This is a genomic window from Paraburkholderia fungorum, from assembly GCF_046027605.1.
GTDB classification, from domain to species: Bacteria; Pseudomonadota; Gammaproteobacteria; order Burkholderiales; family Burkholderiaceae; genus Paraburkholderia; species Paraburkholderia fungorum_F.
This window is the reverse complement of record NZ_JAQQEF010000013.1, coordinates 35340-53131: the sequence shown is the minus strand read 5'-3', so window position 1 is coordinate 53131 and position 17792 is coordinate 35340. Positions and strand designations below refer to the sequence as shown.

At 62.0% G+C, this 17792-nt stretch carries 17 protein-coding genes; 11 read left to right on the top strand and 6 right to left on the bottom strand.

The features are described from left to right. The first annotated feature begins 41 nt into the window (after positions 1–41). Positions 42–740: a class II aldolase/adducin family protein gene (locus PQR53_RS21725; protein WP_408458182.1), complete on the top strand. Its 699-nt coding sequence runs from the start codon at positions 42–44 to the stop codon at positions 738–740. Then, the gene (locus PQR53_RS21720; protein WP_408458179.1) at positions 737–1735 is read left to right on the top strand and encodes a CobW family GTP-binding protein; all 999 of its coding nucleotides are present in this window, start codon (positions 737–739) and stop codon (positions 1733–1735) included. Before PQR53_RS21725 ends, PQR53_RS21720 begins: the two co-directional genes overlap by 4 nt. 90 nt (positions 1736–1825) lie before the next feature. Here the strand turns inward: PQR53_RS21720 and PQR53_RS21715 are convergent, their stop codons facing one another. Further along, complete coding sequence (locus PQR53_RS21715) at positions 1826–2149, bottom strand: non-heme iron oxygenase ferredoxin subunit (protein WP_408458176.1); 324 nt, start codon at positions 2147–2149, stop codon at positions 1826–1828. A 139-nt stretch (positions 2150–2288) separates the two neighbouring features. On the opposite strand from PQR53_RS21715, the gene PQR53_RS21710 reads away from it, so the two are divergent. The 4 genes from PQR53_RS21710 to PQR53_RS21695 all read left to right on the top strand — a co-directional run bounded on the left by PQR53_RS21710 (position 2289) and on the right by PQR53_RS21695 (position 6798). Then, complete coding sequence (locus PQR53_RS21710; protein ID WP_408458173.1) at positions 2289–3575, top strand: aromatic ring-hydroxylating dioxygenase subunit alpha; 1287 nt, start codon at positions 2289–2291, stop codon at positions 3573–3575. 48 nt (positions 3576–3623) lie between these two features. After that, the gene (locus tag PQR53_RS21705; RefSeq protein WP_408458170.1) at positions 3624–4796 is read left to right on the top strand and encodes a zinc-dependent alcohol dehydrogenase; all 1173 of its coding nucleotides are present in this window, start codon (positions 3624–3626) and stop codon (positions 4794–4796) included. Then, entirely contained in the window at positions 4787–5374 is a 588-nt protein-coding gene (locus tag PQR53_RS21700) for a hypothetical protein (RefSeq protein ID WP_408458167.1), read from the top strand. Before PQR53_RS21705 ends, PQR53_RS21700 begins: the two co-directional genes overlap by 10 nt. A 128-nt stretch (positions 5375–5502) precedes the next feature. Next, the gene (locus PQR53_RS21695) at positions 5503–6798 is read left to right on the top strand and encodes an MFS transporter (protein WP_408458164.1); all 1296 of its coding nucleotides are present in this window, start codon (positions 5503–5505) and stop codon (positions 6796–6798) included. Positions 6799–6887: 89 nt separating this feature from the next. Here the strand turns inward: PQR53_RS21695 and PQR53_RS21690 are convergent, their stop codons facing one another. Both PQR53_RS21690 and PQR53_RS21685 read right to left on the bottom strand, forming a co-directional pair. After that, positions 6888–7877, bottom strand: coding sequence for a PDR/VanB family oxidoreductase (locus PQR53_RS21690; protein WP_408458161.1), 990 nt, complete (start codon positions 7875–7877; stop codon positions 6888–6890). 43 nt (positions 7878–7920) lie between these two features. Next, complete coding sequence (locus tag PQR53_RS21685; RefSeq protein ID WP_408458158.1) at positions 7921–8676, bottom strand: IclR family transcriptional regulator; 756 nt, start codon at positions 8674–8676, stop codon at positions 7921–7923. Between the two features lie 185 nt (positions 8677–8861). Between PQR53_RS21685 and PQR53_RS21680 the strand changes: the two genes are divergently transcribed. From PQR53_RS21680 to PQR53_RS21670, 3 genes are all read left to right on the top strand, one after another. Beyond that, a complete protein-coding gene (locus tag PQR53_RS21680; protein WP_408458155.1) occupies positions 8862–10211 on the top strand; it encodes a Rieske 2Fe-2S domain-containing protein in 1350 nt (449 codons plus the stop codon). Between the two features lie 109 nt (positions 10212–10320). Then, on the top strand, positions 10321–11346 hold the full coding sequence (locus tag PQR53_RS21675) for an aldo/keto reductase (RefSeq protein WP_408458152.1): 1026 nt from the start codon (positions 10321–10323) through the stop codon (positions 11344–11346). A gap of 45 nt (positions 11347–11391) precedes the next feature. Beyond that, positions 11392–12453, top strand: coding sequence for an ABC transporter substrate-binding protein (locus PQR53_RS21670; RefSeq protein WP_408458149.1), 1062 nt, complete (start codon positions 11392–11394; stop codon positions 12451–12453). Positions 12454–12571: 118 nt separating this feature from the next. On the opposite strand, the gene PQR53_RS21665 is transcribed toward PQR53_RS21670, so the two are convergent. Both PQR53_RS21665 and PQR53_RS21660 read right to left on the bottom strand, forming a co-directional pair. Continuing rightward, on the bottom strand, positions 12572–13687 hold the full coding sequence (locus tag PQR53_RS21665; RefSeq protein ID WP_408458146.1) for an ABC transporter ATP-binding protein: 1116 nt from the start codon (positions 13685–13687) through the stop codon (positions 12572–12574). A gap of 49 nt (positions 13688–13736) precedes the next feature. Beyond that, complete coding sequence (locus PQR53_RS21660; RefSeq protein ID WP_408458143.1) at positions 13737–15530, bottom strand: ABC transporter permease; 1794 nt, start codon at positions 15528–15530, stop codon at positions 13737–13739. A gap of 428 nt (positions 15531–15958) precedes the next feature. Here PQR53_RS21660 and PQR53_RS21655 point away from each other — a divergent pair, with 428 nt between their 5' ends. Together PQR53_RS21655 and PQR53_RS21650 are read left to right on the top strand one after the other, a co-directional pair. After that, positions 15959–16396 carry a carboxymuconolactone decarboxylase family protein gene (locus PQR53_RS21655; RefSeq protein ID WP_408458140.1) on the top strand — a complete coding sequence of 146 codons (438 nt, stop codon included), beginning with the start codon at positions 15959–15961 and terminating at the stop codon, positions 16394–16396. Between the two features lie 224 nt (positions 16397–16620). Then, positions 16621–17052, top strand: coding sequence for a cupin domain-containing protein (locus tag PQR53_RS21650; RefSeq protein WP_408458137.1), 432 nt, complete (start codon positions 16621–16623; stop codon positions 17050–17052). 80 nt (positions 17053–17132) lie between these two features. On the opposite strand, the gene PQR53_RS21645 is transcribed toward PQR53_RS21650, so the two are convergent. After that, a complete protein-coding gene (locus PQR53_RS21645; protein ID WP_408458548.1) occupies positions 17133–17459 on the bottom strand; it encodes a hypothetical protein in 327 nt (108 codons plus the stop codon). Positions 17460–17792: the final 333 nt, after the last annotated feature.

Sequence of the window (17792 nt, the reverse complement as noted above, 5' to 3'; positions counted from 1 at the left end):
CCTCTTTCCATCGGCGTTTAACCGACTCCACTCAAGCCACCATGGACAACTATCAGACAGAAAAACAGTTGCTGGCGGACGCGATCCTGATGCTCGAACGGGCCGAGGTGATCGACTTCAACGGACATTTCAGCTGGCGCATTCCAGACCGGGATCAGATGCTGATCAACTCGGGAAAATCAGTGCGCAGCGCGCTGACTGCCCGTGACATCGTCACGATCGATTTCGACGGCAATCTCGTCGAAGGCGATGCGGTGCCGCCAATGGAGTTCCACATTCACGCCGAGATCTACAGGCGGCGTGCGGATGTCAACTCGGTCGTCCATTCGCATCCGCTGTGGTCGACGCTCTTCAGCATGACGGGCCGCGCCGTCGAACCGGTCATCATGCAGGCGGCCGTGCTCGGCGAAATCCGCCGGTTCGGCAAGACTGCGTCGATCAATCGCAAGCCGCTGGGCGAGGAACTCGCCGAGGCGCTCGGCCCGCACCGCGTCATCATGCTGAAGTCGCACGGCGCGGTGGTCGCCGCCGAGGGCATTCTCGAAACCTTCGTGCTCGCGTTCTATCTGGAAGAGAACGCGCAACGCCAGTATCTGGCGAGCCAGCTTGGCGAGCCGATGGTGCTCTCCGCGGAACAGGTCGAAACGATCGGCCGCAATCTGTGGAAGCCGAATCTGCTGCAGAAGGTTTGGGATTACCACGCGGGCAAGCTCTCCCGCGAGTCGCCGGCGAGCCGATGATCGAACGCATTCCGATCTATCTGCTGACGGGCTTTCTCGGCAGCGGCAAGACCACCCTGCTTAAAACCTGGCTGCAGCAGCCGCTATTGCGGAACTCGGCATTGATCGTCAACGAGATCGGCGCGGTCGGCCTCGATCACGCGACGCTCGGCTATGCGAGCGAAGCAGCGGCGCTGCTTGCCGATGCGTGCGTGTGCTGCACAGGACTGCCGGGCCTGCATGAAGCATTGGAAAACCTGTTCTGGGCGCGGCTCTATCGCAGCGTGCCACGCTTTGACGCGGTGGTGATCGAGACCACCGGGCTTGCCGATCCAGGGCCGTTGATCGCGTCGTTGCAAAGCCAGCAGTTCGTCCGCGAGCGCTATGGTCTGGCCGGTGTCGTAACGACGCTGGGCGCGCCCACCGCCTTGCAGACGATGGCGGAATTCGCCGAGGCGCGCGCGCAACTGGACGCGGCCGGCGCGATCGTGGTGACGAAAACGGATCTGCTCGGAGCCGGGGAACTCGATGCGATTGGACGGGCATTGCAGCGCTCGAATCCGGACGCGCGCGTGCTGCTCTCAGCACATGGGAGCCTGAGCGCGGAAGAAGCCTGGCATGCCGCCCCGCTCGCCGGCACGTCCGGGCTGCTGCCCGATTCGTCTTCCTCGAGGCCGATGCATCGCTCATGGCGCGCGGTCGGCGGGCACAACACAGGCTCACGATTTGCCGGACGGGGCCGTCCTGTGCACGGCGCCAGCACGCGCTTCGAAGCACTCACGGCGGCGCCCGATATCGATTCGCTACGCCGCTCACTCGACGCGCTAATCGCGCAGCACTGCGCAACGCTGCTGCGAATGAAAGGGCTCGCGCGGCTGGTGGACGGCACGACGGTCGTCGTGCAATTCACCCGTGGTGATCGGGACGCGCAGTTGAGCGTGGCATCCGAAGCGACCCGCGTAGCGACCGAAAACATGCCAGGCGGTGTAACGCTGATCTTCCGCTTGCGCCGATGATAGCGACGAGGATAGCGGCACACGCGCGCGGTAAAAGACTCCCTCAGCAACGCTGAATGCGCACCGCGCATTCAGCACCACACGACGGCCTCAGTCCTCGACAGCGATCGTGATCTCATCCCCTTCCACCGACGCCGGGTACGTCTTCAGCGGAATCATGCAAGGCGGCGTGACCACTTCGCCGGTGCGAATGTTGAACGCGCCGTTATGGAAATCGCACTCGACGGTGTCCCCCTCGATACACCCTTCCGACAACGACCCCGGACCATGCGTGCACGCGTCGTCCGTCACGAAGTATTCGCCTTCCAGATTGAACACCGCCAGCGTGAGGCCGTGCTTCTCGATCCTGATGGCCTGCCCTTGCCCGACATCGCCCTTGTTGCACAACGCTATCCGCGCACACGTCTTCTGCATCTCCGTTCTCCATTCTCTGTTTGACAGCCAGTGAGCCGAATGATAACTTTGTTCTCATTGGAAGAACAGTGTTCCTATATACGGAACACATGAATTCAGAATAACTCACGAACACCACGGACATCAAAGAGGCAACCGAATGCTGAAGAAACAGGACAACGATCTGCTGACCCAAACGAGCCCCGGCACGCCGATGGGCGAACTGTTCCGGCGCTTCTGGCTGCCGGCGCTGTTGTCGGAGGAAGTGGCGCAAGCAGGCGGCGAGCCCGTGCGTCTGCAACTGCTGTCGGAGCGCATGCTGGCGTTCCGCGATTCGGAGGGCAAGCTTGGCCTGATCGATGAGTTCTGTGCGCATCGCGGCGTGTCGCTGTGGTTCGGCCGCAATGAGGAAGGCGGGATCCGTTGCCCCTATCACGGCTGGAAATACGACGTGAACGGCCAATGTGTCGATGTACCGTCGGAGCCGGCGGAAAGCGGCTATTGCAAGAAGATCAAGCTGAAGTCGTATCCGCTCGTCGAGCAAGGCGGCGTGATCTGGGTCTACATGGGGCCGCCTGAACACCAGCCGCCTCTGCCCGCGTACGAGTTCTCGACCGTGCCCACCAGCCAGTCGTTCATGACCAAACGCCTGCAGGAAAGCAACTGGCTGCAGGCGCTCGAAGGCGGCGTCGATTCGAGCCACGTGTCGTTCCTGCATCGTGGCGCGCTCAACTCCGATCCGCTTTTCAAGGGCGCACGCGGCAACCAGTACAACCTGAGCGATTTCAGCCCGGTGTTCGAAGTCGTCGACGCAACCGGCGGTCTCTACATCGGCGCGCGCCGCAATGCGGAAGACGACAAGTACTACTGGCGCATCACGCCGTGGGTGATGCCGTGTTTCACCATGGTGCCGCCGCGTGGAGACCATCCGGTACACGGCCATTTCTGGGTACCGATCGACGACGAGCACTGCTGGGCGTGGAGCTTCGACTACCATCCCACGCGCGATCTGACCACCGAAGAAGTGGACGCGATGAAGGACGGCAAGGGCATTCATGTGCGCTACGTGCCGGGCACCTATCGGCCGTTGCAGAACAAGGAGAACAACTACCTGATGGATCGCGCGGCGCAGAAGGCCGGCACGTCGTATAGCGGCGTCGAGGGCATCGGCATGCAGGACGCGTCGTTGCAGGAGAGCATGGGGCCGATCCAGGACCGCACGCGAGAAAATCTCGTCTCGACCGACAACGGCATCATCATGGTGCGTCATCGCTTGATGAAGGCCGCACGTGCGCTCGCGGAAAAAGGCGTTCAACCGCCCGGCCGCGATCCGCAATCGCAACAGGTGCGCTCGGTGGCCATCGTGTTACAACGCGATCTGCCGTTCAATGAAGGCGCCAGGGACGCGTTGCACGCGGAAGCCGGCAAGGCCCACACCACGATCTAGCGAGGACGCGCGCGCAGCCTTCCCGGAGCGTTGCGCGCGCATTACGGTATGAACCCAATGCAATCGCAAACCGCTGTGCCTTCATCCTCATCCTCGCCTGCGGTTTCGCCTTCGTCGGCGAGCTTCAGCGCGGCGGTGGCCGTCGAACCTGGCCGCACTGAAATCCGGCGCTTCGCGCGGCCTGCCATCACATCGTCGACGGGACTGCTGCGCGTCGCCATTACGGGTGTGTGCGGCAGCGACGGCCCCTACTATCAGCAACTGCCGCAAAGTCGTGGGCCGCTGATTCTCGGACACGAATCCGTCGGCCACATTGAAGAAGCCGGCGAACTCGCGCGCAAACGCTGGGGCCTGAAGGAAGGCGACTACGTCGCGCTCGAAGAGTACCTGCCGTGCGGTCACTGCGAGTACTGCCTGAGCAACGAATTCCGTCTCTGCGATGCCACCGACTGGCGGCTCGGCGGCATGCGTTATGGCGCAACCGGCTTACGCACCGAGCCGGGCTTCTGGGGCGGCTTCAGCCAGTATCAGTTTCTTGAACTGAATACGGTGTTTCATCGCGTGCCGTCGAAGGTGGCGCCCAACCATGCGGCGCTCGCGCTGCCGCTTGGCAACGGTATCGAGTGGGCCTATCTGCAGGGTGGCGCGGGGCCAGGTCAAACGGTGGTGATTCAGGGGCCGGGCCAGCAAGGATTATCGTGTGTCGTCGCGGCCCGTGAAGCCGGTGCGGCGCAAATCATCGTGACGGGATTATCCACGCCGACCGATCAGCGGCGTCTCGCACTCGCGAAGCAACTCGGCGCGGATCACACCATTACGGTGGACACCGAAGACGTGCTCGAACGGGTCGCCGATCTGACCGGCGGTGCGATGGCCGACCTCACCATCGACTGCGCGTCGGGCGGCACCGCCACGGTCACGAGCGCAATCCAGCTGGCGCGCAAACGCGGCACCGTGATTCTCGGCGGCCAGAAGCGCAAGCCGATCCCCGAGTTCAACAGCGACATGATCATCGCGCGCTTTCTGACGGTGAAGGGCATGCGTGGGCATAGTTATCAGTCGGTCGAACTGGCGCTTCAGCTGATTGCCGCCGATCGTCATCAGGTCACACGCATGAGCACGCACACGTTCGGCCTCGTGGAAACAGACCTCGCGTTGCGCACGTTGCAAGGCGATGGTGTCGAGAACGCCATTCATATGACGATCGATCCATGGAAGTAATCCGCCCTCACCTCGCCTCGTCGGCGTCTGCCGTATCCGCGGGTTCTGTCGCGGCGCAAGCGCCCGAAGCGCGTTTTCGCGTCCGTGCGGCGAATTCGACGCCACGTCTTGTGCGGGTCGTCGCGCTCCGCGAGCATGACGATGAAACACGCGCTGCTCTCTGCGCCTACGGCTCGAACGTGCAGTTCTCGAGTGCAAGCGAACTGGCTGCGCTGCTCGGCATCGGTATCGATATCGGCAATGGCGGCATGCGGCGCCATGACTGGCCGCGCGAAATGAATGCGGCGTCGGGCGCGATCGCAACATGGCTGGGCGCGCCGGATCTCGCGATCATCGTCGGGCGCGAAGGCGACGATGCAACGGCCGCCGCGCTCGCCGCGCAAACCTGGCGCAAGCTCGGCGTGACGGTGTCGGCCGTGCTCCGGCCGGCGGCCGCGCATCCAGCCGAAGCAGGCCATGCAACGGCCATACGCCGTACTCATACCGCCGATCTGTTGCGCCCCTGGTGCACGATGGTGGTGCTCGCAAGCAGTAGCGACTATCTGGGAGATTTGCTCGACGCGCTCGGCGCGTCCTGAATTCCGGCATTATTCATGAAACGCGCACGCGGCAACGGCACAACGCCGGCTGCCCGCGCGTCAACCTCGCACCGCGACCCAACTGCCGGCAAGACGCAGACGCGGATATACGATGTGGAGAGAGACAGTTGAAGCAGGATATCAATCGATGGTGGACCGTCGTCGGCGGCGCCTTGTGCCTTTCAGTCGGCGCGGGCGTCATCTCGGCGTTCATGTTCGGCACCTTCATCAAGGCAATTGCCGCGCAGAACGGCTGGAGCCGTGCTCAGGTATCGCTGGGCCTCACGATCTTCGAATTCGCCATGGGGCCCGGCACGATCGTGCTCGGTTCACTGATCGACCGCTTTGGCGTGCGACGGCCCACGTTGTTCTTTCTGGGGATGTTCGCCTTGTCGATCGCCCTGGTCGGCGTCATCCCTGTGTCGTTGCCGCTGTTCTGCCTCGTGTTCGTGATGGTCGGCTTCTTTGCACCCGGCAGTAATGCGCTGCCTTACGCGAAGGTGGTCTGCGCGCGTTTCGATCATCGGCGTGGCCTCGCGCTGGGGCTGGCGGTGGGCGGCACCGCGGTCGGCGCGATGTTAATGCCGCAATACGCGGGCTATCTGCTGCGCCACTTCGGCTGGCGCACCGGCTATCTCGGCGTGGCCGCGCTGATGGCGGTCGTCTCGATTCCGGCGCTCTATTTCCTCGTCAAGATGCCGCCCGATCTCGATGCAAAACTGCTGCGCCGGACTCACCAGCCGGCTGCCAAACTGCCTTCGCTATGGAGCATCTTCAGGCACGACCGCACCTTCCGGCTGCTCGGGATTGCAATCTTCTGCATGTCGGGCGTGTTGCTCGCCCTGCTCTCACAGCTCGTACCGATGATGACCGATCGCGGCGAAACGGTCCGCACCGCCGCGATCATGCTGTCGATCGCCGGACTCACGTCGGCGGTCGGCCGCCTGTTTGCCGGCTATCTGATGGATCGCGTTCACGCGCCCTATGTCGCGGCCATGTCGTTCGGCTTGACGCTGTGCGGCGTGATCATGTTCGCGGCCGGCGCGACCGGCGCGACGGCGATGGTGTCGGCGGGACTGATCGGCGTGAGCATCGGCGCGGAAGCGGACATCATCACCTTTATCGTCAGCCGCTATTTCGACCTGCGGCTGTTCGGCCGCGTATGTGGCGGCATGTGGGCCTGCTGGGGCTGGGGCGCGGGCATTATGATTTTCGCCTCGGGGCTGTGCTACGACCTGTTGCATTCCTATCATGTCGCACTGTGGGTGTTCGTCGGGCTCGTGCTGGTGTCGGTCGTGTCGATCTGCCGGTTGGGACCGTATGTTTATCCGGAGCAGCGCAGCCCTCGCGATACCGCGACCGGCACACGCGAGCGTGGCGGCATGGCGGCGGAACACGCGAAATCCGGCTCGACGGCCGGCTGATTGGCTTGCTTATTTTCTGATTTATTTCGGTTGGCCAAGCGTGTGAAGCATGTCTCTTGCGAGACATGCTTCGCTTCAATCTCACGCGATCAGAAGTCGATCACAAGCCGCCCGGACTTCGCACCGGAACAGCAGATCAGCATCGTATCGCCCGCCTGCTTCTCGCGCTCCGACAGCACACTGTCGCGATGATCCGGCGTACCCGCCACCACCTTCACCTGGCACGCGCCGCAAATCCCCTCTTCGCACGAATACGGCGCGGCCACGCCGCCTTCGCGCAACACCTGCAGAATCGTCTTGCCTTCCGGGATCGCAAACGTCTGGCCGGTTCGATGCAACTCGACGACATATCCCCCCTCGCAGGCGGCCGCCGCTTTCGGCATGAAGTATTCGGCGTGCACTTGTGCTGCGTCGAGCGAAGCCGTCGCTGCTTCATACGCGCTCAGCATGGGCAGCGGGCCGCAGCAGTAGTAATGCGAGTGTTGCGGTGCACGTGCGACGATCGCCGCGATATCGAGCGGCTGTCCACCGCTTTCTGAATCGACATGCAGATGCGCTTGCGGCATCGCAACCAGTTGCTCGAGAAACGCGGCCTCGCGCCGCTCACGGCACGCATAGTGCAATTCGAACGAGCGGCCGAGTTTCAGCAGCCGTTGCGCCATCGCCCAGATCGGCGTGATGCCGATGCCGCCTGCCACCAGCACCGTATGCTCGACGCTTTCGAGCAGCGGAAAATTGTTGCGCGGACCGCCGACGGTCAATTTCTGCCCGACGCGCAATCTGTCGTGAATGAAGATGGAACCGCCGCGGCTCGCGCGATCCCGTTTGATACCAATCACGTAAGCGCGCGGATCGCCGTCCGCCGTCACGAGCGAGTACTGCCGCATGATGCCGTTCGGCAGATGCACGTCGATGTGCGCGCCAGGTCCGGCGGCCGGCAGCGCCGCGTTATCGGGCCGGCGCATTTCGTACAGGTTGATGTCGTCCGCCGCGTAGCGGATCGACGTCAGGCGCATTTCGATCGTGGCGGGTGCGCCGGCGTCCGCGGTGCGGACGGGTTCTGTCGCTGTCGTATCCATTGCAAACCTCAGATTGCTTCGAAAAAACGGGGCACGCCGGACGTCATGCGCCGTGCTCCTGATTGATGATGGAAAGCGGCGGCAAACGCGGCCGCAGCTCGTTCGCCGTGTCCACCAGCAGCTTGCGAAACGATTTGATCTGATCCGGCGTGAAGCGCGTGAGCAGACCCGACACGGTCAATGCGCCCAGCAATTCATGGTTTTCATTGGTCAGACCCACGGCGATGGCCGCAAGATCGGGATCGCGCTCGCCCTTCGAGACGACCCAGCCGCGTGTACGAATCGCCTCGAAGCTTTCTTCGCTGGCGAATTGCGGATCGTAGGCACAGAGAATCTTGCCGGCCGCGCCGCCCTTGAGCGGATGACGCGAACCTTCGTCCAGGTGGTGCCGCGCCGAGCGCTGCGAATTCACGCGGTACAGGCAAATGCGCTCGTCGCCGTCGCGCACGTAGAACGACGCGGTTTCGCGCGTGAACGTGGACAGCTTCTGCAACGCCGGACGCACCAGCGATTCAACGCTCACCGGCGCCGCGCTCAAGGCGCCGAGCCGCCGCAATTCCGATCCGAGCCGGTATTTGCCGGCCGCATCGCGCTCCAGAAACTTCATGTACACGAGCGATGCGGTGAGCCGCAAAATCGTGCTCTTGTATAACGACGAGCGCTGCGCCAGTACCGCAAGCGATAACGCCTCGCCTGGCTGCCTGAAACATTGCAGCAGCGACAGCGACCGTTCAACGGCCTCGACGCGTGTGCGGCCTTCGTCCTCTTCGGTTTTGGGTACTGCGAGTTCGGTCTCCATCCTGGGCCTCCGTGATCCGCCTTCTGAGCCATTCATTGACGCTTTTATACGCCGCCGTCCGCGTTCTGTCGAACAGAATTTGTGCCGCTTGACGGACCGCCAGGTGAAACCTATTCTGAACCTGCAAACACGGTGCGGCAGCCTCACGCCAGCGCCGCTATCGCCCCCCAATATCTGGAGACGACATGCTGACCGCAGCAATGAACGAGCGCCTCACGCGCGTGGGTCCGGGCACGCCCGGCGGTGAACTGATGCGCCGCTACTGGATTCCGATTGCCCCCTATTCGCAACTCGACGACAACCCGGTGCGCAAGGTCCGCGTGCTGGGTGAAGATCTCGTGCTGTACAAGGACAAGAGCGGCACGCTCGGCCTCGTCGGCGACCGTTGCCTGCATCGCAATGTCGATCTGCAGTTCGGCATTCCGGACGAATGCGGCCTGCGCTGCCCGTATCACGGCTGGCTCTTCAACGAAGGCGGAAAGTGTGTCGAGCGGCCCATGGAAGCCACGCCGCGCGGCGAAATCAAACAGAAGCTGAAGGCGTATCCGGTGCAGGAACTGGGCGGCCTCGTGTTCGCCTACATGGGCCCCGCCCCGGCGCCCGCGCTACCCCGCTGGGACCTGTTCGTGTGGCCGAATGCGATCCGCCAGATCGGCATCATGCACATCAATTGCAACTGGCTGCAGTGCCATGAGAACACCGGCGACCCGACCCACAGTGCGTGGGCGCATGGCCACATGTTCCAGTACGTCCTCGAACAGCAAGGCCGCTTTGAAGAAGCGACCGCCCATGCCGAACATACGCTGCACACCCGGCTGAAGACCGGCATCGGCATCAAGGAACTGTATGCCAGCGAAACGGAAACCGGCATCGCCAAGGGCGTGCGCTACGCGAAGGATCTCGGCGCCGACTCCGACTACACGCGCGAACACTCGGCCGTGATCTTTCCATTCTTCACGCAGACCGGCAAGACCGGCGCGCCGCGCAGCGAGTATCAGATTCGCGTGCCGGTCGACGACACCCACACCTATCACATCTGCTATCAGGTTTATGCGGCGCCGCCGGGGGTCGATGCGCCGAAGCAGGATTCGGTACCGTGGTACGAACCGCCGCGCTTCGACGAGAACGGCAAGCCGATTCTCGACTACGTGCTTGCGCAGGACGCGCTGGTGTGGGACGCACAGGGCCCCATCACCGATCGCAGCACCGAATTGCTCGGTCGCACCGATATCCCGATCGTGCTGTTGCGCCGTCAGCTCGACGCGCAGATTGGCCGCGTGGAAGAAGGCCTGGAGCCGATCAACTTCTATCGCGAGTCGCCGGAGATCATCTACGGGTCAGGCAGTGCACCCGACTATAGTCAACCGCTTCTCAAGCACAATTTCCGCAAGATGTATCACCGCGGCTTCTTCAACGACGACGCCGATCGCTATGGCCCCGCGCTCGAACTCGTGAAGGATCTGCATCGACGGATCGAGGAGTTCGAAACGGCACGGGCGCAAGCACGCGAAGGTGTCGACGCGAACGCTGGTTGATTCACGCTGCCTTGATTCACACGGCCGGACACTGACTCCCCACGCGCGGCGCGTGCGATGACGTCATCGCGCGTGCGGCGCGCCGTCCATCACGGACGAGGAACGAACGATGCACTACAGAACGATAGGCATGACCGGTCTCGACGTCTCGGAGATCGGCTTCGGCTGCGGCGGCAACGCGGGCCTGATGGTGCGCGGCAACTTCAGCGAGCAGCGGGCGATCGTCGAACGCGCGCTCGAACTCGGCATTAATTATTTCGACAACGCACCGGACTACGGTGACGGCGCTGCTGAAGAAAACCTCGGCGCCGTGCTGAAGACTCTTGGCGCGCGGCCGCTGATCAATTCGAAGGTCGAGGTCCGCGTGACCGATCTCGACGATATTGCGGGGCACGTGGTGCGCTCGACCGAGGCGAGCCTGCGGCGCCTCGGGATCGAATGCCTCGACATTCTGCAGATTCACAATGGCCCGCGCGCCGGGCCGACGGCACTCGAAGGACGCGGCTACAAGACGCTGAGCCTCGACGATTTCCTGCGCCCCAACGGTGCGCTCGACGGCTTGCAGCGTATTCTGCGCGACGGCAAGGCGCGCCATATCGGCTTCATCTGCCGCGGCAACGACGCGGCGGAAGTTCAAACGCTGCTGGATACCGGCCTGTTCAGCATGGTCAACGTGTCCTATACGCTGCTCAATCCGACTGCGGGGATGCCGTGTCCGCCTGGGTTGATCGTGGACCGGGACGGTGGCGATGTGATCGGCGCGGCGGCGCGGCGCGGCACTGGCACGGCTATATTTAGCGCTCTGGCAGGCGGCTTTCTGACCGACGAAAGCGTGTCGGGCGCGCAGCGCCATCCGCTTGCGCGCGGCATCGACCTGAGTTCGCAGGCAACATTCGACGCGCAGCAGAAGGCGGCCCAATTGGGTTTCCTCGCACAGCATGCGGGGTTGACGCTCGCGCAGGCGGCCTATCGATTCGTCCTGTCCCATCCTGGCGTCACGACCGTGCTCGGGGGGTTTTCCGCCTGCCATCAGCTGGAAGAACTGTGCGATGTGTCCGGCGCGGCACCGTTCGACGCGGATGCGTTCAGCAGACTCGATGCCGTATGGCGCAGCAATTTCGAGGTCCCCTCGTAGAAGAACCCCGCTCTACCGTCTACTATAAAAACACATGGAGACAACATGACTACCCGACGCTCGCTGATCAAGCTGTGCGCGCTTTGGCCTCTCGCCAGTTCAATGAATCTCGCGCTGGCCGCCGAGAAAATCTCGCCGAACATGGCGCTCACCCAATACACCGGCGCCGATCGTGCTGATCGCGTCCTGCGCGCGGCGAAAGACGAAGGCGAACTGACGTTTTATACCTCGATCGCGCAGTCGGATATTGCCCCGCTGATCGATCCATTCGAAAGCCGCTACGGCATCAAGGTCAACGTGTGGCGCGCTGGGGATGAACAGGTCGTGCAACGGTGTGTCGCCGAGGCACAAGGCCGGCGCTATATCGTCGACGCCGTGCATACGGGCTCCTCGTTTCTCGACGCCTTGCGCCGCGAGAAGTTGTTGCAGCCGGTTGTGTCGCCGGTGCTCGAGCAGTTGATGCCGGAGACGATTCCCGCTCATCGCCAATGGGCGGCGACAATGCTGTCGGTTTGGGTGCAGGCGTACAACACGAGCCTGATTCAGCGCAGCGATCTGCCGAAGACCTTCGACGATCTGCTTGCACCTCACTGGAAAGGCAAGCTCGGCATTGAAGCCAAAAGCGCCGATTGGTTTGCGACGATTGCAACGCAAATGGGGGGAGACAACGGCGTCGAATTTTTCAGAACGCTGGTCGACCGGAATGGCGTCTCGGCCCGGGTCGGCAATTCGTTGCTGACCAATCTCGTCGCGGCCGGCGAAGTGCCGCTCGGCCTCGAGGTGTACAACTACATGCCCGCGCAGGCGAAACGCAAAGGCGCGCCGATCGACTGGTTTCTGATGGAACCCGCGGCCGCGCGCGCGAATGGCATCGCCGTGACGAATCACGCGCCGCATCCCGCTGCCGCTTTGCTGATGTACGACTATCTGCTTTCGGTCGACGCGCAGCGGGTTCTTGCATCGCTCGACTATGTGCCGACTAACCGAACGGTGGCGTCGCCGTTGCAGGGCACGAAGATAACCCTGGTGGATCCGGCGATGCCGCTGAAGGAAAAGATGGCGTGGACGAAAACCTTCAATCAGATTTTCCTGCACGCTTCGGCTTGAAGTGGGTTGAATCGGCTTGAAGCGTAGAACGTAAAACGCTCACAGATGCCCGCTGGATTCACGGACACTGCGAGCGTTTTAATTCACTACGTCAGGATCACACCAGGATCAATCCCGATCAGGCGCGTTCGCTGCGCAGCGCAATGCAGCTCGCCGGATCGACCGAAAACCAGATCGGTTGACCGACCGGTGTCTTGTGCGAAGGATGCACGCGCGCAAGCACGATCTGGTCGTTGATGCTGATCTGGAAGTCGAGTGTCTCGCCGAGAAACACCTTGGCGTGGACCGTCCCCTCGAAAACGTTGCGCTGCCCTTGCGCGGCTTCACGCGTCTCGTGCACCAGCACGTTTTCCGGACGCAGCGAAATCACCACTTCTTCGCCGTCACGGCATTCGACCGCATTCGCCACCGCCATCGTGCCAATGGCGGAATCGATGACGATGTTGCCGCCATCGTCTTCGCAATCGCGGACGGTGCCGTCGATAAAATTCGTCGAGCCGACAAAGTCCGCGACGAAGCGGCTATTCGGCAGGTCGTAAATATCGCGCGGCGCCGCCTTCTGCACGATCTGGCCTTCCTTCATGACCGCGATTTCATGCGACAGCGCCAGCGCCTCCTCCTGATCGTGCGTCACGTAGATCGTCGTGATGCGCAGTTCGCGCTGCATCCGCTTGAGCTCAAAGCGCATCTTGTCGCGCAGTTTGGCATCGAGATTCGACAGCGGCTCATCGAGCAGCAACAGCTTGGGTTCCATCACGAGTGCGCGCGCCAGCGCGAGCCGCTGCTGCTGACCGCCCGACATTCGCGTCGCATCGCGATCGGCGACATGATCGAGGCCGACTGCCGTGAGTACGCGCATCACCTTCTCTTCGATCTCGCGCTTCGAATACTTTTTCGCGCCGACTTCCAATGGAAAACTGGCGTTGCGAAACACCGTCATATGCGGCCAGATCGCGTACGACTGGAATACCATGCCGAACTGCCGGCGATTCGGCGGCACGAAGGTATCGCTGCTCGACGAATACATCGTCACGCCGTTCACCAGAATCGCGCCGCCCACAGGCTTTTCGAGGCCCGCGATCGAGCGCAACGTCGTGGTCTTGCCGCAGCCGCTCGGGCCCAGCAACGTAAAGAGCTTGCCGGCGGGCACATCGAACGACACGTCACGCGCCGCGCGTACCCGCACGTTGTTGCCGTCCACATATTCGGTGTTCAGGGCTTGTACACTCAGCACGTCTTTCTCCGGAAAATTCGTTCCTGCGTCAGACAAAAGGTGCAGCGTTCTAACGGTGACTGGTTTTCACGCCGAACTTCCCGCCCACATACTGTGCGAGCGAAACGAGCGCCAGCAACGCGATCACGAGCATCACGCTCAACGCCGAGAGTTCGACGTATTGCCCGTTCTGCCACAACTCCCAGATCACGATCGAGACCGTCTCCGAACCCGGGCTATACAGCAGCACCGAACTCGACAGTTCGCGAATCGATACGATCATCACGTAGATCCAGCCCGCCAGCAGGCCGGGTTTGAGCAGCGGCAAGACGATGCGGTAGAACGTGGTGGTCCAGCTCGCGCAACTCATTGCGGCGGACTCTTCCAGTTCCTTGTGAATCTGCGTCATCGAGGTCGACGTATAGCGCATGCCATACGGCATGAAACGCGTGATGTACGCGAGCAGCAGAATCCACAGCGTGCCATAGATGCCGATGTCGACTTTCAACGACACGATCATGAACGACAGACCGAGTACGAGCCCCGGAAACACCAGCGGCAGCGAAGCCAGATGATTCAGCAATGCGCGGCCCGGCAGCTTCGTCTTGATCACGATCCAGCTGACCACCGCGCTCAGCAGCATGACCGCCGTCGCGCAACCCACCGACAGCACCAGGCTATTCACGACCGCGCTGCGCAGCACGGACAGATGAAGGATGTAACGGTACGCGTCGAACGAAAGATGATGCAGCGCGTCGAGCGACGGCGAACGATAGTATTTTTGCAGCGACGACCATAGCAGCACGACGAACGGCAACGCGACGAGCAGCAGGAAGTAGACGAGGAAGATGCCCACCGTGACAATGCGCCAGCGGCCAATATCGACGACGCGCGGCCGGAAGCCTTTGCCGGTCATCGTCGCAAAACGGTCGTTGCGGCCGGTCACACGCGCCTGCAGATACAGGCATGCCGACGTAATCACGACGAGCAGCATCGAATAGGCCGAGGCGAGGCCGATCTGGCTCGGATACTGTTCGATCGCTTCATAGATCGACGAAGTGAACACCTGGAGCTTGACCGGCAGACCGATCAACGCCGGCACCTCGAACGATTCGAGCGCCCGCACGAACAGGATCAGCAACGTCGACGCGACGGCCGGCAACGCAAGCCGCAAGGTGATGCGCCACATCGTCCGGCCGAGACCCGCGCCGCACATCAGCGACGATTCCTCGAGCGAAGGGTCCATGCCGCGAAAGGCGGCGGACATCAGCAGGAACGCCATGGTCGAGTAATGCAGTCCGTCGACCCAGATCATGCCGCCAATGCTGTAAATGTTGAATACCGGTTTGGTGATGCCGAACAGCGCCGTGAGCGCGACATTCAGCACACCGATCTTCGGGCTCGCGAGAAAGATCCACGAAATGGTGAAGAGGATGCTGGGAATGATCAGCGGTACGATCGTGACCGCATAAAACAGCTTGCGGAAAGGCGTATTCGTGCGCTCGATGATCCACGCCAGCACCGTGCCGATCACGAACGAGACGAGCGCCGCGCCGAACGCAAAGCGCAGCGACGTCACCAGGGTGCGCAACGTATTCCAACTGCCGAATGCCGTGACGTAGTTGCCGATGGTGGCGACGGCCGGCGAATCCGCGATCTGCGGCGTGAAAAAGCTTTGCCAGAAGAGAAAGGTCAGCGGAATCAGGGCGAGCAACGAAACGACGACAACCGCGCTGCCGATGATGAACCATTTGCTCGAAATCCGGTTACGTCGGACGGCACCCGCTGCCACATCGGTTGTCAATTCCACGCATGCCCCTTTCTGGTTGGACACCTGGCCGCGCTCGCCGATGGCGAGGCTCAAGCAGATACCCACAATTTATTCTTAGGGACCTAATGATATCTACTAGAGAAAACACCGAGACGCGCTTGGCACACCCTGTTTTAAATGACAAAACTGCCATCTCGGTGTTTCTCGCAGGCTAATGATCGACGGCTATTCCGACGAGTGGCCGCGCAGTCTCACGGCGTATCTGGGCCAGCTTCGCGACGCACCGAGTCCATAGCCACTTCGGAGCGCCCGAGGCTGCCGGGACGCGGGCGGGTTAGCCGCGTACCGACGACGGAGCCAGCAACCTCTGCGCCGGATACCCCCCCCCGACACCGCATTCCCTCAAAAAAGTGGATACCCAAAATTACCAGAAATCGGTCATTTCACTGAGCCAGTTGAACCGCTAATCTGCACTCACCCCACCACTGCTGAGTGGACCCCAAACCATCAAGGAGTAAATCATGGAACAACGTCTCGACTTCTACAAAGCCAGTCCCGCTGCCATCAAGGCGCTACTCGGCGTCGAAGAACGCATCGGCAAATCGGCCATCGAAAAATCGCTGGCTGAACTGGTCCGGCTGCGCGCGTCCCAGATCAACGGCTGCGCTTTCTGCGTCGACATGCACACCACGGATGCCCGCAAAGGCGGCGAATCCGAACGGCGTCTGGCCACCGTCGTGGTGTGGCGTGAAACGCCGTTCTTCACCGACCGTGAACGCGCCGCGCTCGAATGGACCGAAGCGCTCACGCTGGTGTCGCAAGAACACGTACCCGACGCTGTATGGCAAGCCGTGCGCCCGCATTTCAGCGACGAAGAACTGGTCGACCTGACGCTCCTCGTCTCCGCCATCAACGCGTGGAACCGCTTTGCGATCGCGTTTCGCAAAGTGCCGACTTGAGGGCACTGCCGCCGTGCCCGCGCGAGCCATTTCCGCCTGAACCCTGAAGGAAAGAAGTCATGAAAATCATGCAGGTCGACGCCAGTGTCAAACGCGAGCGATCCAACTCGCGCGCGTTGAGCTCGACGCAATGGCGGCAAACTGGGCCAGCCAGCTAAAGCCGGCGCCGTCCGCGGCTCTGGAAATGAACCACGATGCCATGGCATTGAACCAGGAGTAATCGCATGAAAATCCGTAGACTAATCGCGACGCTGGCGCTCGCCGGTCTTTCCATCGCGGCAAGCACCCAAACCGTATTTGCCGCCGGTCCGGCCGCGACACCGGAGACGATCACGCCCGCGTTCCGCGAGGCAATCGCCAACGTGCCGGGCAAAACGATGACGGCGCTCGTCGTCGACTATGCGCCTGGCGGCAAGTCGCCCTCGCATCGGCATGGACAGGCTTTTGTGGTCGGCTATGTGCTCTCGGGCGCGATCCGCAGCCGTGTCGGCAATGGCGAGGAGCGCGTGTTTCATGCGGGGGAATACTGGACCGAGAAGCCCGGCGCGCATCACACCGTCAGCGAAAACGCGAGCGATACGGAACCGGCGAAACTACTGGCCATTTTCGTAGCGGACACGAAGGACAAAAAGCTCGTCACGTTCGACAAACCTTGAGCGCATAGCTCGAGATGCATGAGCGTCCATGTGCGTGCCCGCATGGACCTGACTGTGCAACAGGCCATCGAGCCGCAGCACTAGAACTTCGGATGACACTCGAAACTCACTGATGATGCGTGCTCCGTCATCATCTGCACGCCACTCACCGTTTCAGTCGTGACACTGCTCTGCATGCCGCGACGCTCGCAATAGTCGCGCGCCTCGCTGATTGCGTGTTCATGCGCGCGGGCCCAGGCCATCCGGCCGCCCGTCGCGCTCGCCGCTACCGTGTAGGTGCCGGGTTTGCCGGTGGCGGCAACATCGGTGGTCGACGCACATCCGATGAGGCTGGCGCACGCGGCCACTGCAGCGATCCACGCGCGTGCCCGGCTGTGTGTCTGGTTGCGTGTCTGGTTTGACAGCATGCTTCGGCGCTGTAGCGCCGAGCGCGCCCGCTCCTGTCCTGGCAAGTAATCTAAAACCGTGTTCAACATGATTCGCCTGCGTTTTCTGATCGTTTTATCAATCTCGAAATTATCCGCAATCAGGCGCGCCAGATCAGCCTCTTCATCCGAAAACACTGTTGCATCCGCCTGAACAATTGCCACCGGGGAGTGCCAGGGATGGGCATCACGCAAGCCCACGCCGTGTCCACTCAACGATGTGACCTCGCCCGCGCTGGCCCGGTTTCTCGCGCTTTTTCATCATGCAATATCTGCATTCTTCTCATAAAAACAATGCACTGGCTTTATCCCGTC

What these genes read in the sequence shown, in the direction of transcription:
- PQR53_RS21720 (WP_408458179.1), top strand. Translation starts at nt 737, where the DNA reads ATGATCGAACGCATTCCGATCTATCTGCTGACGGGCTTTCTCGGCAGC.
- PQR53_RS21710 (WP_408458173.1), top strand. Translation starts at nt 2,289, where the DNA reads ATGCTGAAGAAACAGGACAACGATCTGCTGACCCAAACGAGCCCCGGC.
- PQR53_RS21650 (WP_408458137.1), top strand. Translation starts at nt 16,621, where the DNA reads ATGAAAATCCGTAGACTAATCGCGACGCTGGCGCTCGCCGGTCTTTCC.
- PQR53_RS21645 (WP_408458548.1), bottom strand. Translation starts at nt 17,459, where the DNA reads ATGCTGTCAAACCAGACACGCAACCAGACACACAGCCGGGCACGCGCG.
- PQR53_RS21725 (WP_408458182.1), top strand. Translation starts at nt 42, where the DNA reads ATGGACAACTATCAGACAGAAAAACAGTTGCTGGCGGACGCGATCCTG.
- PQR53_RS21655 (WP_408458140.1), top strand. Translation starts at nt 15,959, where the DNA reads ATGGAACAACGTCTCGACTTCTACAAAGCCAGTCCCGCTGCCATCAAG.
- PQR53_RS21690 (WP_408458161.1), bottom strand. Translation starts at nt 7,877, where the DNA reads ATGGATACGACAGCGACAGAACCCGTCCGCACCGCGGACGCCGGCGCA.
- PQR53_RS21680 (WP_408458155.1), top strand. Translation starts at nt 8,862, where the DNA reads ATGCTGACCGCAGCAATGAACGAGCGCCTCACGCGCGTGGGTCCGGGC.
- PQR53_RS21670 (WP_408458149.1), top strand. Translation starts at nt 11,392, where the DNA reads ATGACTACCCGACGCTCGCTGATCAAGCTGTGCGCGCTTTGGCCTCTC.
- PQR53_RS21715 (WP_408458176.1), bottom strand. Translation starts at nt 2,149, where the DNA reads ATGCAGAAGACGTGTGCGCGGATAGCGTTGTGCAACAAGGGCGATGTC.
- PQR53_RS21675 (WP_408458152.1), top strand. Translation starts at nt 10,321, where the DNA reads ATGCACTACAGAACGATAGGCATGACCGGTCTCGACGTCTCGGAGATC.
- PQR53_RS21700 (WP_408458167.1), top strand. Translation starts at nt 4,787, where the DNA reads ATGGAAGTAATCCGCCCTCACCTCGCCTCGTCGGCGTCTGCCGTATCC.
- PQR53_RS21685 (WP_408458158.1), bottom strand. Translation starts at nt 8,676, where the DNA reads ATGGAGACCGAACTCGCAGTACCCAAAACCGAAGAGGACGAAGGCCGC.
- PQR53_RS21705 (WP_408458170.1), top strand. Translation starts at nt 3,624, where the DNA reads ATGAACCCAATGCAATCGCAAACCGCTGTGCCTTCATCCTCATCCTCG.